Raw genomic sequence first — 15,039 nt, 5'->3', positions numbered from 1 at the left:
GTTCTAGAGTAGTGACTACGACAAGCACCCGGCTTTCAGGAGCGCACATGACGGTCTACCTGGATCACGCGGCGACCACGCCGATGCGACCCGAGGCGATCGCGGCCTACGCGGACGCGATGGGCGTCGTCGGCAACCCGTCCTCCATCCACAGCCAGGGACAACAGGCGAAACGGATGCTCGAGGAGGCACGCGAGACGGTCGCCGCCACGCTCGGCTGCGATCCCATCGAGGTCGTGTTCGCCTCCGGAGGCACCGAGGCGATCAACCTCGCGCTGAAGGGACTGTACTGGGCACGGAACGCGGACGGCGCCCCGCCGCGGCCGCGCATCCTGGCGCCGGGAGGGGAGCACCACGCCACCGTCGACACCCTCGAGTGGCTGGAGCGGCACGAGCGCGCGAGCCTGGAGTGGCTGCCTCTCGACGGAGAGGGCCGCATCCGGGTGGACGACGCACGAGCGGCGCTCGCCGTGGAGCCGTCCGCCGTCTCGCTGCTCACGTATCTCTGGGTGAACAACGAGGTGGGCACGGTGCAGCCCGTGCCGGAGCTCGCGGCGCTCGCCGCGTCGGTCGACGTTCCGGTGCACGTCGATGCCGTCGCCGCCTACGGGCACCTGCCGATCGACTTCGCCTCGCTGCACCGCGACGGCGTGAGCGCGCTGAGCGTCTCGGCCCACAAGATCGGCGGCCCTGTCGGCATCGGCGCGCTCGTGCTCGGCCGCACCGCGAGCGTCGTGCCGCTGGTGCACGGCGGTGGCCAGCAACGCCAGGTGCGCAGCGGGACGCAGGACGTCGCTGCTGCCGTGTCGTTCGCCGTCGCGGCGAGGGCGGCCGCCGTCGAGCTCGCGGGGGAGCGAGCCCGGCTGACCGCGCTGCGCGACAGGCTCATCGGCGGCGTGCTCGCCGCGGTTCCGGATGCGGTGCTCAGCGGTGCGCCGTCCGGCTCACCCGACCGGGTCGCCTCCAACGCCCACTTCACGTTCCCCGGCGCGCAAGGGGATTCGCTGCTCTTCCTCCTCGACCTGGCCGGCGTGTCGGTGTCGACCGGCTCCGCCTGCCAGGCCGGCATCCCTGAGCCGTCGCACGTGCTCATCGCCATGGGCCGGGACGAACCGACTGCTCGCAGTGCCCTGCGCTTCACCCTCGGGCGCACCACGACCCAGGCCGACGTCGACGCACTCGTCGCCGCCCTTCCGGCCGCCTACGAGCAGGCCTCCCGCGCCGGCCTCGCTGAGCGCACCACCCGCCTCGGCCACTGACCCGCGCCCATCCCGCCCATCCCTCCCATCCCTCCCATCGCTCTCCGTCGAGGGGGCCCGACGCGCCGTTACATGGAGGCATGTAACGGCGTGTCGGGACCCCTCGGTGAGCAGGACGGGCCCAGCGGACGGCACTCAGGAGGGCTGGCGTAGGATATCCGGGTGAAAGTTCTTGCTGCGATGAGCGGAGGGGTCGACTCCGCGGTGGCGGCGGCCCGCGCCGTCGACGCCGGCCACGACGTCGTCGGCGTGCACCTGGCGCTCAGCCGGATGCCCGGAACCCTGCGAACAGGAAGCCGCGGCTGCTGCACGATCGAGGATTCGATGGACGCTCAGCGGGCGGCCAACATCATCGGCATCCCCTACTACGTCTGGGACTTCTCCGAACGGTTCAAGCTCGACGTCGTCGACGACTTCATCGCCGAGTACACAGCCGGTCGCACCCCGAACCCGTGCATGCGCTGCAACGAGAAAATCAAGTTCGCCGCGCTGCTCGAGAAGGCGCTCGATCTGGGCTTCGACGCAGTGTGCACCGGACACTACGCGGCGATCCTGACCGACGACGACGGCAACCGCGAACTGCACCGCGCGAGCGCGTGGGCGAAAGACCAGTCGTACGTGCTCGGCGTGCTGACCTCCGATCAGCTGGCGCACGCCATGTTCCCCCTGGGTGCCACGCCGTCGAAGGCCGAGGTGCGTGCCGAGGCCGCCGAGCGCGGGTTCAGCGTCGCGAACAAGCCCGATTCCCACGACATCTGCTTCATCCCCGACGGTGACACCCGCGGTTGGCTGGCCGAACGGGTCGGAGCCGAGACCGGCGACATCCTCGATCGCGAGGGCAACAAGCTGGGCGACCACCAGGGCGCGCACGCGTTCACGGTCGGACAGCGAAAGGGACTCAACATCGGCTACCCGTCCGACGACGGCAAGCCGAGGTTCGTGCTCGAGGTGCGTCCGAAGGACAACACCGTGGTGGTCGGCCCCAAGGAGGCTCTCGACATCGCGGAGATCGCCGGCTCCCGCTTCACCTGGGCGGGGCGTGCTCCCGAGAACGCCGGCGAGCCCTTCGCGTGCGACGTGCAGATCCGCGCGCACGCCGACCCGGTGCCCGCCGTTGCGGTCGTGAGGCCGAACGCCGACGGCGTCGACGAGCTCGTGGTTACCCCGGATGCGCCCCTCAACGGTGTCGCGCCCGGTCAGACCGCCGTGGTCTACCTCGGCACGCGCGTGCTCGGACAGACGACGATCGACCGCACCGTCTCCGCCGTACCGGTCGGCTGACCCGCCGACGCGCCGCGCCGAGTGTCGGGCGCCGTCCGTATGCTTGACGCGTGGCGAACGACAGCACAGAAATCCCCGACGACACGGTCGATCTGAGCGCGGCGAGTGCCGAGGCCCAGCAGTTGACCACCCGCATCCTCGAGCTCCGCGACGCGTACTACGAGCGCGACACCGTGCTCGTGAGCGACATCGAGTACGACGGGATGATCCACCGGCTCGAAGAGCTCGAGCGCCTGTATCCCGAGCTGCAGAGCCAGGACAGCCCGACGCAGACGGTCGGCGGCCGGGCCCAGACGACCCTCTTCGCGCCCGTCGAGCACGCCGAGAGGATGCTGAGCCTCGACAACGTGTTCTCCATCGCCGAGTTCGAAGACTGGGCGGCGAAGGTGGAGCGCGACTCCGACCGCAAGGTCGACTACCTCTGCGAGCTGAAGATCGACGGTCTCGCGATCAACCTGCGCTACGAGAACGGCGTGCTCGTGTCGGCGGCCACTCGAGGTGACGGCGTCGTCGGCGAAGACGTGACCGAGAACATCCGCTACATCCCGGTCATCCCCTCGCGACTGGCCGGGTCCGGGCATCCGCCGCTCGTCGAGGTGCGCGGAGAGGTGTTCTTCCCGGTCGCGCAGTTCGAGGCCCTGAACGCCGCCCAGCTGGAGCTCGGCGAGAAGGTGTTCGCGAACGCCCGCAACGCGGCGAGCGGTTCGTTGCGGCAGAAGGCGGAGGGCAAGAACGCCGCGCAGCTGGCGCTGATGCGGGCCCGCTTGAACCGTCTGCACATGCTCGTTCACGGCATCGGCGCGTGGGCGAACCCGCCGGTCGACAGCCAGTCGAAGACATACGACCTGTTGAAGGAGTGGGGGCTGCCGACGTCGAGCCACTACCGCGTGGTCGACTCCGCCAAGAAAGCGTCCGAGTTCATCGAGTACTTCGGCGCGCACCGCGACAGCGTCGAGCACGAGATCGACGGCATCGTCGTCAAGGTGGACGAGCTCGCGCTCCACGACGAGCTCGGCGCGACCAGCCGGGCGCCGCGCTGGGCGATCGCGTACAAGTACCCACCCGAGCAGGTCAACACGAAGCTGCTCGACATCGTCGTGAGCATCGGCCGCACGGGGCGGGCGACGCCGTTCGCCGTCATGGAGAAGGTTCGGGTCGCCGGCTCCGAGGTGCGCCAGGCCACACTGCACAACCAGGATGTGGTGAAAGCGAAGGGCGTGCTCATCGGCGACACGGTCGTGCTGCGCAAGGCGGGCGACGTGATCCCGGAGGTGCTCGGCCCGGTGGTCGAACTGCGCGACGGCACCGAGCGCGAGTTCGTGATGCCCGAGAACTGCCCGGTGTGCGGCACCAGGCTCGCGCCCGCCAAAGAGGGGGACATCGATCTCCGCTGCCCCAACTCGGAGTTCTGCCCGGCGCAGGTCGCCGGCCGCGTCGAGCACATCGGCTCGCGGGGCGCGCTCGACATCGAGGCGCTCGGCGAGGTGGCCGCGGCCGCGCTGACCCGCCCGCTGCATCCGTCGACCCCGCCGTTGCCGACGGAGGCCGGGCTGTTCGGTCTCGCGATGGCCGACCTCTTCCCCGTCGAGGTCGTGGTTCGCGACAACGAGACCGGGCTGGCGAAGCTGACCGAGGCCGGAACCGAGAAGACCGATACTCCTTTCCGTCGGCGCCGGCAGAAGAAGGATGGCCCGTGGGATCCCGATGCCACAGAGTTCACCGGCGACGCCGAGCACGTGCCGTCGAAGAACGCCATCGACCTGCTGGCCAATCTCGCGGCCGCCCGGGTGAAACCGCTCTGGCGCATTCTGGTGGCTCTCAACATCCGCCATGTCGGACCGGTGGCTGCCCGGGCGCTCGCCAACCATTTCGGCTCACTGGACGCGATCCGCACAGCCTCCCGCGATGACCTCGCCGCGGTCGACGGTGTGGGCGGCATCATCGCCGACGCGGTGCTCGCGTGGTTCGAGGTCGACTGGCATCGCGAGATCGTCGAGCGCTGGGCGCGCGACGGCGTGCAGTTCAGCACGCCGGGGCATCCCGGACCGGGCGCGGCCGTCGAAGCGGGAGGCACGCTCGCCGGGCTCACCGTGGTCGCGACGGGGTCGCTCGAGGGCTTCACGCGCGAGGGCGCCCAGGAGGCGATCATCGCGGCGGGAGGCAAGGCCGCGTCCAGCGTGTCGAAGAAGACCGACTTCGTGGCAGCGGGCCCGGGCGCCGGGTCGAAACTGGCGAAGGCCGAGGAGCTCGGGCTCACCATTCTCGACGCGGGCGGCTTTCGCCGGCTCCTCGAGGGCGGCCCGGATGCGGTGGCGTCCGACCAGGACTGACGCGTTTCGACCGAATTTATGACGCAAGAACCCCCGGTCTACGCCAGAACAGGGGGTAGAACGAACGGCTTTCGGCAGCAGTGGTACCGATAGCATCAAGGAGTGCGCTCGCCCGGGGCGCACTGCAAGGGCTTAGCTCGTCGCTCTCGGAGGGACCCGGACGGAGTGCTGGTCGGCTTTGCAGCTATCGTAACCATGACCTCGGTCGTCGCAGGGATGACCGGGGTTTCAGTGCTGCCCGCGGACATCCCCGCTCCGACGACCTATTCGGTCGTGAGCTCGACCTCTTCGTGGGCCGGTGACGCCACGGATTCCGCGGTCGGCGACGCCCCCGCCGGTCAAGCCTCCGGTGTCGCGGCCTCTGGCGCGATCCTCGGTTCGCTCAGCCGGCTCAGCGCGGCCGACCTGCCGGCGTTCCTGCAGAGCCATCGTTCGGATCTCGACCGCATGCTCGTCGACCCTCCGAAGGCCGGCGACATGAGCGGCGTCTGGCGTCTGCTCGATCCGGTGAAGCAGGCAGCGTTGCTGAAGGCGGCGCCGCACGTCATCGGCAACCTGGAGGGCATCCCGTACGCGGTGCGCGGGCGCGCGAACGTGATCGACCTGAAGCGCACGATCGCCGACACCGAGGACAAACTGGCGACCGGCGACGGCCGGGCCGTGCGCATCGAACTGCAACGCAAACTCGAGACCCTGGGCAACGTCGAGAAGGCGCTGACCCGCAGGGACGGCGTGAAGCGCACGCTCGTCTCCCTCGACACGTCGGACGACGCGCGCGCCTCCATCGTGATCGGCGACCTCGCCACCGCGAAATACGTGAGCGTGCTCGTGCCGGGCATGTACATGTCGGTCGGGGAACAGATCGAGGACTGGGCCAAGACCGCGCAGAACCTTTACGACCAGCAGACCGATTGGCTGCGGCGGGCGCTCGGGCCGCGTAGCGGCGGTGGCACACCCGGCGTCGCAACGGTCGCCTGGATCGGCTACCAGACCCCGGTGCTGATGAACATCGGCGGCATGAAGCTCGCCACAGAGGGCGCCGACAGTCTGGAGCGCACGCTCGAGGGCATCCAATCGCTGCGCCAGGCCGATCCGCCTTACCTGAGCGTCTTCGCGCACTCCTATGGGTCGACCGCAGCTCTGCTCGCGCTCGAACGCGGCTCAGTCACGGTCGACTCGCTCGCGCTGCTGGGGTCGCCGGGCAGCGACGCCCAGTCCGTCTCCGAGCTCAGCGTGCGGGCCGGGAACGTCTACGTCGGCCAGGCCGGCCTCGACCCGGTCGTGCACAGCGCGTTCTTCGGCAGCGATCCGGGCTCACCCTCCTACGGCGCCAAGCCGATGGGGGTGAACGGCGGTGTCGATCCGATCACAGGTCTCGAGCTCGGCGGGTCGTCCGGCCACAACGAGTACTTCACCGCCGGAACCGAGTGCATGCGCAATCTCGCACTGATCGGCATCGGGCTCGGCAGGCTGGTGATGAGCGGGGATGCGGATGCCGCGACACAGGATTCGCAAGCGGCATCCCAACCGGCGCCGCGCATAAACTGACTTGCACATGAGTGCCGATGACGAATCTCCCAGCCAGGATGCCGCGAGCCAGCGCCGGTCGTCTCGTCGGGCCTTTCTGAAGGGGGCGGGCATCGCGGCCGCGGGGGCAGCGGTCGGCGGTGTCGCCGGTGGGATAGCCGGTGCGGGCATCGCGGGTCAGCGAGCAGACCAGGTGGAGCACGAAACGGGCGAGGAATATCCTCCTCTGCCGCCGCGCTCTCGCCCGGGTTTCGATCATCTCGTGGTGCTGATGTACGAGAACCGGTCGTTCGACAACCTGCTCGGGTATCTGTACGACGAGAGCAGCCTCCCCGCGGGCAAGAGCTTCAACGGCCTCGCTTTCGGCGACTACAGCAATCCCGACCCGGCGGGCGGCGCCGACATCCCCGCGCATCCTTATGCGGGAACGACCGACTTCGTGATGCGGCAACCGTCTCCCGACCCGGGAGAGGTGTACCCGCACGTCAACACGCAGCTGTTCGGCGTGATCGACCCGGCGAGCAACGAAGACGCGCCCGTCGCCCGGATGCTGCCACCGTTCAATGCCCCGAAGCCGGGAACGAAGCCCGAGATGAAGGGCTTCGTGCGCGACTACATCGGCGTGCTGCGGAAGGACGATCGCGGGCAGGAGCCCGACCGCGAGGAGTACCGCCACATCATGGGCTCCTTCACCCCCGACATGCTGCCGGTGTTCTCGACGCTCGCCCGCCAGTTCGCCGTCTACGACGACTGGCACTGCGCGGTGCCATCGCAGACCCTCTGCAACCGCTCCTTCTTCCACGCGTCGACCTCGCACGGGTATGTGGCCAACAAGGGCGCCGAGGGCATCCGCAAATGGTTCGACCCGAAGAACGCGTCTCCGACGATCTTCAACCGGCTGCAGGATGCGGGCCTCAGCTGGCGCGTGTACTTCGACGACCGCCAGCTCATCTCGCTGACGGGCTTCATCCACGCTCCGGTGCTCGAACCGTTCTGGCACACCAGCTTCCGCACCATGACGGAGTTCTACAAAGACGTCGAAGAGGGAACGCTGCCCGACTACGCGTTCGTCGAGCCGAGGCTGCTCTACGACCACAACGACATGCATCCGCCGGGCGGCCCGCTCACCGAGGAGGATGTCGACGGGCAGATCATCGTCGGCGGCGCCATCTCCGACGTGCGGGCCGGCGATCTGCTGCTTCATCGGGTGTACTCGGCCATCAGGGGTTCCCGCAGCGCCAAGGGCTCGAACGCGATGAACACGATGCTGTTGGTGACGTTCGACGAGCACGGCGGCACCTACGACCATGAAGCGCCGGGGCCGGCCGTGCCGCCCGACGACAGCGGCCCGGGGGAGATGGGCTTCGAGTTCGACAGGATCGGCGTGCGTGTTCCGGCCATCGCGATCTCCGCGTACACCTCGCGCAACACGATCATCAATGAGCCGATGGACCACGCGGCCGTCATCAGCACGCTCACCAAGAAGCACGAGCTGAAACATCTGACCGAGCGGGACAGGGATGCGCGAACGATCGACAACGCGATCAACCGCACCACGCCACGCCAGCCCGGCACCTGGCCCGACACCCACCCTCAGTACCTTCCGGCGAATCCCGAGGCCCAGGCGCCGGCGCCCGGAGATCAGGACAGACCGCTCAGCCCGCCCGGCATCGGACTCATGGGGATGCTCGCCGCCCAGTACGGCGAGCCGGGGGAGCAGGTGCCCCGCACGTACCAGGAGGCGTGGGACCTGGTGCAGCGCAAGGGCCTCGGCCTGTTCGGTCAGACCGAATAGGCGCGACCGATAGAATCGAACCATCCACTTTTCGAATCCGTAGACGGAGACGCATGTCCGAAATCAGTGCAGAGCAGGTCGCACACCTGGCGAGTCTCGCCAGAATCGACCTGAGCCAGGAAGAGATCGAGAGCCTGACCAGCGAGCTCGGCCAGATCGTCGAGGCGGTGGCGAAAGTGACCGAGGTCGCGGGTCCCGACGTTCCCGCCACGAGCCACCCGCTGCCGCTCACGAACGTCTTCCGTGACGACGTGGTGCGCCCGTCTCTCACCGTGGAGCAGGCACTGGCCGCCGCGCCCGACCGCCTGGGCGACAAGTTCAAGGTCGCCCCCATCCTGGACGAAGAGTAGAGAGGCGCGCCGTGACCGACCTGACCAGACTTCCCGCCGCCACCCTCGCCGGGCTCCTCGCCTCCGGTGAGGTGTCGTCCGCCGACGCGACCCGGGCCCACCTCGACCGTATCGAGGCCGTGGATGCGGATGTGCACGCGTTCCTGCACGTCGCCGCCGACAAGGCGATCGCCACGGCGGAAGCGATCGACGCGCGCCGCGCGGCCGGCGAGAAGCTCGGCCCGCTCGCGGGCGTTCCCGTGGCCATCAAAGACGTGCTCGCGACGATCGACATGCCGTCGACGTCGGGCTCGAAGATCCTCGAGGGCTACCTGCCGCCGTACGACGCCACCGTGGTGCGCCGTCTGCGGGACGCCGATCTCGTGCCCCTCGGCAAGACCAACATGGACGAGTTCGCCATGGGCTCCTCCACCGAGCACTCGGCCTACGGCCCGACCCGCAACCCGTGGGACCTGGAGCGCATCCCTGGCGGCTCCGGCGGCGGCTCTGCGGCGGCCGTCTCCGCCTTCGAGGCCCCGCTCGCGCTCGGCAGCGACACCGGCGGCTCGATCCGTCAGCCCGCCGCGGTCACCGGTTCCGTCGGCGTCAAACCCACCTACGGCGGGGTCAGCCGCTACGGAGCGATCGCGCTCGCGAGCTCGCTCGATCAGGTCGGCCCGGTCTCGCGCACGGTTCTCGACGCAGCCATGCTCCACGACGTGATCGGTGGGCACGACCCGCTCGACTCGACCTCACTGACCGACACCTGGCCGTCGATGACCGACGCTGCCCGCGCGGGCCTCGTCGAAGGATCTCTGAAAGGCGTTCGCGTCGGGGTGATCAAGGAGATCTCCGGCGACGGATTCCAGGCCGGTGTGAAGCAGCGCTTCGACGAGTCGCTCGCTCTGCTCGAGGGAGCGGGCGCCGAGATCGTCGAGGTCAGCGCCCCGAGCTTCGAGTACGCCGTCGCGGCGTACTACCTGATCCTTCCGGCCGAGGCGTCCAGCAACCTGGCACGCTTCGACTCCGTGCGGTTCGGCCTCCGGGTCGACCCGAAAGACGGGCCGGTCACGGTCGAGCGCGTCATGTCGGCCACTCGCGACGCCGGCTTCGGCCCCGAGGTGAAGCGCCGCATCATCCTCGGCACGTACGCGCTGAGTGCCGGGTACTACGACGCCTACTATGGCAGCGCGCAGAAGGTGCGCACGCTCATCCAGCGTGACTTCGCCGCAGCGTTCGAGAAGGTGGATGTGCTCGTCAGCCCGAGCGCTCCGACGACGGCGTTCAAGTTCGGCGAGAAGCTGGCCGACCCCATGGCGATGTACCTCAACGACATCACCACCATCCCGGCGAACCTTGCCGGAGTGCCGGGCATGGGCCTGCCGATCGGCCTCGCGCCCGAAGACGGCCTGCCCGTCGGTCTGCAGCTGATGACGCCCGCACGCGCCGACGCGCGCCTGTACACGATCGGCGCCGCGCTCGAGCAGCTGCTGGAGCAGAAGTGGGGTCACACGCTGCTCAGCCAGGCGCCGGATCTCAGCGCCACAGAGATGTTCGCGAGCGAAGAGGGAGCCGTCTGATGGCCCAGGCAGAACTGATGGACTACGACAAGGCGCTGGAGCTGTTCGAGCCGGTGCTCGGCTTCGAGGTGCACGTCGAGCTGAACACCAAGACGAAGATGTTCTGCGGCTGCGCCAACGAGTTCGGCTCGGGCGCGAACACGAACACCTGCCCGACCTGCCTCGGCCTGCCGGGCGGTCTTCCGCAGGTGAACAAGAAGGCGATCGAGTCGAGCATCCGTCTCGGGCTGGCCCTCGGCTGCGAAATCGCCGAGACGAGCCGCTTCGCGCGCAAGAACTACTTCTACCCCGACACCGCCAAGAACTTCCAGACCTCGCAGTACGACGAGCCGATCGCGTTCGAGGGTTCTGTCACGATCGAGCTGGAGAACGGCCGCGAGGTCACCGTCGCGATCGAGCGCGCGCACATGGAAGAGGATGCCGGAAAGCTGACGCACGTCGGTGGCGCCACCGGCCGCATCCAGGGCGCCGACTACTCGCTGGTCGACTACAACCGCGGCGGTGTGCCCCTCGTCGAGATCGTCACCCACATGATCGAGGGCGCCGAGGCCGACGCACCCCAGATCGGCAGCATGTACGTGCGGACGATCCGCGACATCGTCAAGGGTCTCGGCGTCTCGAACGCCCGCATGGAGGAAGGCAACGTGCGCTGCGACGCGAACGTGTCCCTTCGGCCGCGCGGCTCCGGCAAGCTCGGAACCCGCACCGAGACGAAGAACGTCAACTCGCTGCGGTCGGTCGAGCGCGCCGTGCGCTACGAGATCCAGCGTCAGGCGGCCATCCTCGCCGACGGCGGCGTGATCGTGCAGGAGACCCGTCACTGGCACGAAGACACGGGAACGACGAGCGCGGGACGACCGAAGAGCGACGCCGACGACTACCGGTACTTCCCGGAGCCCGACCTCGTTCCCGTCGCGCCGTCTCGCGAGTGGGTCGAGGAGCTCCGCGGCACCCTGCCCGAGGCACCGGCCGCCCGCCGCAAGCGCCTGACGGCGGACTGGGGATTCACCGCGCTCGAGTTCCAGGACGTCGCCAACGCAGACCTGCTCGACGAGGTCGAGGCGACGGTGGCCGCCGGCGCGACCCCGGCCGCCGCACGGAAGTGGTGGACGGGCGAGATCGCCCGGCTCGCCAACGCACAGGGTGTGGACGCGACCACGTTGGTCTCCGCCGAGCACGTCGCCGAGCTCGCGAAGCTCATCGATGCCGGAACCCTCACGGACCGTCTGGCCCGCCAGGTTCTCGAAGGCGTCGTCGCCGGCGAGGGCGGCCCTCAGCAGGTCGTCGACTCGCGCGGGCTCGCGGTCGTCTCCGACGACGGCGCGCTGATCGCGGCCATCGACGAGGCGCTTGCCGCGCAGCCCGACGTTCTCGCCAAGATCCGCGACGGCAAGGTGCAGGCGGCCGGCGCGGTCATCGGCGCCGTGATGAAGGCGATGAAGGGCCAGGCCGACGCCGCCCGCGTGCGCGAGCTCGTGCTGGAGCGCGCAGGCAGCGCCGAGTAGCAACCCCGGTGAACCGGCGGCGCCGGACATCCTTCAGGGATGCCAGGCGTCGCTGGTCTTTCCCAGCCGCGTGCGTCAGATTAGGCGTATGGGCGTTTTCACTCTCGGTCGGCTGACCACGGTTCCGGCATCCTCGAACACGGCACTGCTCGCGCCGACGACGACCGGCCTGCTGATGTCGGCGGGCCTGCTCGACGAGGTGGGTGTCGTCGAGATCGATCCGGCGGTCTCCGACACGGCCGCGACGCGCGAGATGTTCGATCTCGACGCCGCCGTGCTCGCGAACTGCGTCGTCGTGGCCGGCAAGCGGGAGGGTGTGGAGAAGATCGCCGCGTGCGTGGTGCTCTCCACGACCCGCGCCGACGTGAACAGCGCCGTCAAGCGTCTGCTCGACGTGCGCAAGGCATCGTTCCTGCCCATGGAGCGCGCGGTCGAGCTGACCGGGATGGAGTACGGCGGCATCACGCCCATCGGGCTGCCGGCCGAGTGGCCCATCCTCGTCGACCGTCGGGTCGCCGAGACCGACGTGGTCATCGTGGGCTCCGGCGTGCGGCGATCGAAGATCCTCCTGCCCGGTCGTCTGCTCGGCACGCTGCCGAACGCTCAGGTCGTCGACGGGTTGGGCCTCGAGGTGGCCGGCGGATGACCGGTGTGCTCGGCCCCGTGCGGTCGAGGCTCATCGAGACGCTGGCCGGGCAGTCCGACGAGGTTCCGGCGTGGATCCTCGCTCTGGCCGATGGCGACGACGCCGGCTACTTCGGGCCGGGCGGCGCGGCGTGGACGGTGCACGGCGGGATGCCGACACTGGTAGCGGGTGTGCGGGCGCTCCTGCTGCAGGCACTGCATCCCGGGGCCCTCGCCGGAGTGAGGCAGTTCTCGCGGTACCGGGAAGACCCGCTCGGCCGGCTCGCGGGCACCATCCGCTGGATCCACACGGTCACCTACGGCTCCACCGACCAAGCGCAGGCCGGGTCCCGGATGGTGCAGGCCATGCACAAGCGGGTGGTCGGCACGTTCGTCGACGGGCACGGTGAGAGCCGGCCGTTCTCCGCGAACGACCCCGAGCTCGCGCTGTGGGTGCACCTCGCCTTCACCGACGCCTTCCTCACGGCGCACGAGCGCTGGGGTGGGGCGATCCCCGGTGGCGCCGACGGATACGTCGCGGAGTGGGCGACCGCCGGCGAGCTGATGAACATCCCCGACCCACCTCGCACCGCGGCCGAACTGCGAGCCAGGATCGCCGAGTTCACCGAAGCCGGCGAACTGCGCGGCGGGCCGGATGTCGATGAGATCGTCGGCTTCATCCGGAGACCTCCGCTCCGCCGGATGCTGCGCCCGTCGTACAGCGTGCTGTTCCGCGCCGCGGTCTCCACCCTCGAACCCGCTCACCGCACGATGCTCGGTTTCGAGAGCGGCCGCGTCGAGCGGATGCTCCCGATCGAGCGGGCCACGGCGGCCGTGCTGGGAGGCGCGGGAGCGCTGCTCGGCCCGCAGACCCAGGCAGAGCTCGCGGCGCGCCGGCGGCTGCAGCGGCTCGCCGAACAGGCCTGAGGGGCCGCGAGCGATCGTTTCGGCGCCGGCGGCGTTACGCTGAGTCCTGCGCCCGCTCGGAGCTGAGCGGACCTCACCCGTGGAGATTCTCATGACCGCAACGCTTCCGCCGAAACCCGACGACGTCGAGTCCAAGGGACTGAAAGACGGCGCCCTCGGGCTCGTCTCCAGTGTGGTCGTCGGTGTCGCGTCCACAGCCCCGGCATACAGTCTCGCCGCCAGCCTCGGGTTCATCGTCGTCGGCGGCACGCTCGCGGCCGGTGTCAAAGCCCCCGGGATCGTGCTCCTCGCGTTCATCCCGATGTACTTGATCGCCGTTGCCTATCAAGAGCTCAACAAGGCCGAGCCCGATTGCGGAACGACCTTCACCTGGGCCACCCGTGCGTTCGGTCCGATCACCGGGTGGATGGGCGGCTGGGGCATCATCGTCGCAGACGTGATCGTGATGGCCAACCTCGCGCAGATCGCCGGCTCGTACTCGTTCACCTTCGTCGGGAGCTTCGGGCTCCCGGCGATCGGGGACCTCGCGACCAACACGTTCGCCACCACGATCGCGGGGCTGCTCTGGATAGCGATCATGACCTGGATCTGTTACCGCGGCATCGAGATCTCCGCGAGGCTGCAATACGTTCTGCTCTCGTTCGAGGTGCTCATCCTGATCTTCTTCGCCGTGTTCGCTCTGGTGAAGGTGTACACCGGCACAGCCGAGCCGTACTCGCTCATCCCGCAGTGGGACTGGTTCAACCCGTTCACCCTCGATTTCGCGAAGACCATCGCCCCGGCCATGCTGACCGCGATCTTCATCTATTGGGGCTGGGACACGGCGGTGTCGATCAACGAGGAGACGAAGGACCCCGGCAAGACGCCCGGCCGCGCCGCGATCATCAGCACGCTGCTCCTCCTTGCGACCTACGCTATCGTCACGGTGGCGACCGTCGCCTTCGCTGGAGTGGGGGAGAAAGGCATCGGCCTGGCGAACCCCGACAACTCGGGCGACGTCTTCTCGGCCATCGGTCCGACCCTCTTCGGTGGCGGAGTGGTCGGCTCGATCTTGATGGCCGTGCTCGGGTTCTCGATCCTCACGTCGGCCTCGGCCTCGACGCAGACGACCATCCTCCCGACGGCGCGCACTGCGCTCTCGATGGCGGCGTACAAGGCGATTCCGGCGAAGTTCGCCCGAATCCACCCGAGGTTCCTCACCCCGACCTGGTCGACAATCGGCATGGGGATCGTCTCCGCCGTGTTCTACCTCGTGTTCACTTTCATCAGCCCGGTGCTGCTGAATGCCCTGATCGGGTCGATCGGCCTGATGATCGCGTTCTACTACGGCCTGACGGGCTTCGCCTGCGTATGGTTCTACCGCAAGACGCTGTTCCGGTCTTTTCGCACCATCGTCATGCGGGGGCTGTTCCCGCTTCTGGGCGGCGTGATGCTTCTGGCCGTGTTCGTGTACGGGCTCATCAGCTTCTCCGCCCCCGACTGGCTGGTCGATGACCAGGGCAAGAACGTGACGATCATCGGCATCGGCGCCGAGGCCGTCGTCGGGGTCGGTGGCCTCCTGATCGGCGCGGTGCTCATGGCGATCTGGTGGTGGCGCAAACCGGACTACTTCCGCGGCAAGACGCTGCCGATGCGCTCTCACGCCCTCGTGCTCACGCCGGCCGGGCTGCCCACATTCGGTCTCCCCGACTCGGGAGCGGGGCGCACCGTCATCTCACCCGACCGCTCGAACCTCCCGGCCGGGCAGGTTCCGGTGAGCGCCGAAACCCTCCGACCGGTGGAGGGTCCGGAGGAAAGCGCTCGGCGCGCCGAAGACGAACACGGCGGTCCCGTGCAAGGAAAGGACGGCAAGTGACGGAACGGCAACGCCTCGTCGAGTGGG

Annotated in this window: 11 protein-coding genes; all 11 read left to right on the top strand. The window is 68.9% G+C overall.

Annotated elements, in window-relative coordinates:
* The first annotated feature begins 47 nt into the window (after positions 1 to 47).
* Positions 48 to 1,259 carry a cysteine desulfurase family protein gene (locus ACFVWR_RS08970; RefSeq protein WP_387210207.1) on the top strand — a complete coding sequence of 404 codons (1,212 nt, stop codon included), beginning with the start codon at positions 48 to 50 and terminating at the stop codon, positions 1,257 to 1,259.
* A gap of 180 nt (positions 1,260 to 1,439) precedes the next feature.
* Positions 1,440 to 2,540 carry a tRNA 2-thiouridine(34) synthase MnmA gene (gene mnmA / locus ACFVWR_RS08965; protein ID WP_387210304.1) on the top strand — a complete coding sequence of 367 codons (1,101 nt, stop codon included), beginning with the start codon at positions 1,440 to 1,442 and terminating at the stop codon, positions 2,538 to 2,540.
* A 50-nt stretch (positions 2,541 to 2,590) separates the two neighbouring features.
* Complete coding sequence (gene ligA / locus ACFVWR_RS08960) at positions 2,591 to 4,870, top strand: NAD-dependent DNA ligase LigA (RefSeq protein ID WP_387210205.1); 2,280 nt, start codon at positions 2,591 to 2,593, stop codon at positions 4,868 to 4,870.
* Positions 4,871 to 5,065: 195 nt separating this feature from the next.
* The gene (locus ACFVWR_RS08955; protein WP_387210203.1) at positions 5,066 to 6,418 is read left to right on the top strand and encodes an alpha/beta hydrolase; all 1,353 of its coding nucleotides are present in this window, start codon (positions 5,066 to 5,068) and stop codon (positions 6,416 to 6,418) included.
* A gap of 7 nt (positions 6,419 to 6,425) precedes the next feature.
* On the top strand, positions 6,426 to 8,192 hold the full coding sequence (locus tag ACFVWR_RS08950) for an alkaline phosphatase family protein (RefSeq protein ID WP_387210201.1): 1,767 nt from the start codon (positions 6,426 to 6,428) through the stop codon (positions 8,190 to 8,192).
* A 53-nt stretch (positions 8,193 to 8,245) separates the two neighbouring features.
* Entirely contained in the window at positions 8,246 to 8,542 is a 297-nt protein-coding gene (gene gatC, locus ACFVWR_RS08945; RefSeq protein WP_387210199.1) for an Asp-tRNA(Asn)/Glu-tRNA(Gln) amidotransferase subunit GatC, read from the top strand.
* An 11-nt stretch (positions 8,543 to 8,553) separates the two neighbouring features.
* Positions 8,554 to 10,101, top strand: a complete 1,548-nt coding sequence (gene gatA / locus ACFVWR_RS08940; protein ID WP_387210197.1) for an Asp-tRNA(Asn)/Glu-tRNA(Gln) amidotransferase subunit GatA — start codon at positions 8,554 to 8,556, stop codon at positions 10,099 to 10,101.
* Entirely contained in the window at positions 10,101 to 11,606 is a 1,506-nt protein-coding gene (gene gatB / locus ACFVWR_RS08935) for an Asp-tRNA(Asn)/Glu-tRNA(Gln) amidotransferase subunit GatB (RefSeq protein WP_387210195.1), read from the top strand. The genes gatA and gatB overlap by 1 nt, the downstream gene beginning before the upstream one ends.
* 88 nt (positions 11,607 to 11,694) lie before the next feature.
* Positions 11,695 to 12,252, top strand: a complete 558-nt coding sequence (locus ACFVWR_RS08930) for a YbaK/EbsC family protein (protein ID WP_387210193.1) — start codon at positions 11,695 to 11,697, stop codon at positions 12,250 to 12,252.
* Positions 12,249 to 13,157 carry an oxygenase MpaB family protein gene (locus ACFVWR_RS08925; protein WP_387210191.1) on the top strand — a complete coding sequence of 303 codons (909 nt, stop codon included), beginning with the start codon at positions 12,249 to 12,251 and terminating at the stop codon, positions 13,155 to 13,157. The genes ACFVWR_RS08930 and ACFVWR_RS08925 overlap by 4 nt, the downstream gene beginning before the upstream one ends.
* 91 nt (positions 13,158 to 13,248) lie before the next feature.
* A complete protein-coding gene (locus ACFVWR_RS08920; protein ID WP_387210190.1) occupies positions 13,249 to 15,012 on the top strand; it encodes an APC family permease in 1,764 nt (587 codons plus the stop codon).
* Positions 15,013 to 15,039 lie beyond the last annotated feature (27 nt).

The organism is Leifsonia sp. NPDC058292 (genome assembly GCF_042880955.1).
Classification (GTDB): domain Bacteria; phylum Actinomycetota; class Actinomycetes; order Actinomycetales; family Microbacteriaceae; genus Leifsonia.
This window is presented reverse-complemented; position numbering and strand designations above follow the sequence as displayed.

Bases quoted from the DNA above. Each gene is read 5' to 3' on its own strand.
- ACFVWR_RS08970 (WP_387210207.1), top strand. From the start codon at position 48: ATGACGGTCTACCTGGATCACGCGGCGACCACGCCGATGCGACCCGAG.
- mnmA (WP_387210304.1), top strand. From the start codon at position 1,440: ATGAGCGGAGGGGTCGACTCCGCGGTGGCGGCGGCCCGCGCCGTCGAC.
- ACFVWR_RS08955 (WP_387210203.1), top strand. From the start codon at position 5,066: ATGACCTCGGTCGTCGCAGGGATGACCGGGGTTTCAGTGCTGCCCGCG.
- ACFVWR_RS08950 (WP_387210201.1), top strand. From the start codon at position 6,426: ATGAGTGCCGATGACGAATCTCCCAGCCAGGATGCCGCGAGCCAGCGC.
- gatC (WP_387210199.1), top strand. From the start codon at position 8,246: ATGTCCGAAATCAGTGCAGAGCAGGTCGCACACCTGGCGAGTCTCGCC.
- gatB (WP_387210195.1), top strand. From the start codon at position 10,101: ATGGCCCAGGCAGAACTGATGGACTACGACAAGGCGCTGGAGCTGTTC.
- ACFVWR_RS08930 (WP_387210193.1), top strand. From the start codon at position 11,695: ATGGGCGTTTTCACTCTCGGTCGGCTGACCACGGTTCCGGCATCCTCG.
- ACFVWR_RS08925 (WP_387210191.1), top strand. From the start codon at position 12,249: ATGACCGGTGTGCTCGGCCCCGTGCGGTCGAGGCTCATCGAGACGCTG.
- ACFVWR_RS08920 (WP_387210190.1), top strand. From the start codon at position 13,249: ATGACCGCAACGCTTCCGCCGAAACCCGACGACGTCGAGTCCAAGGGA.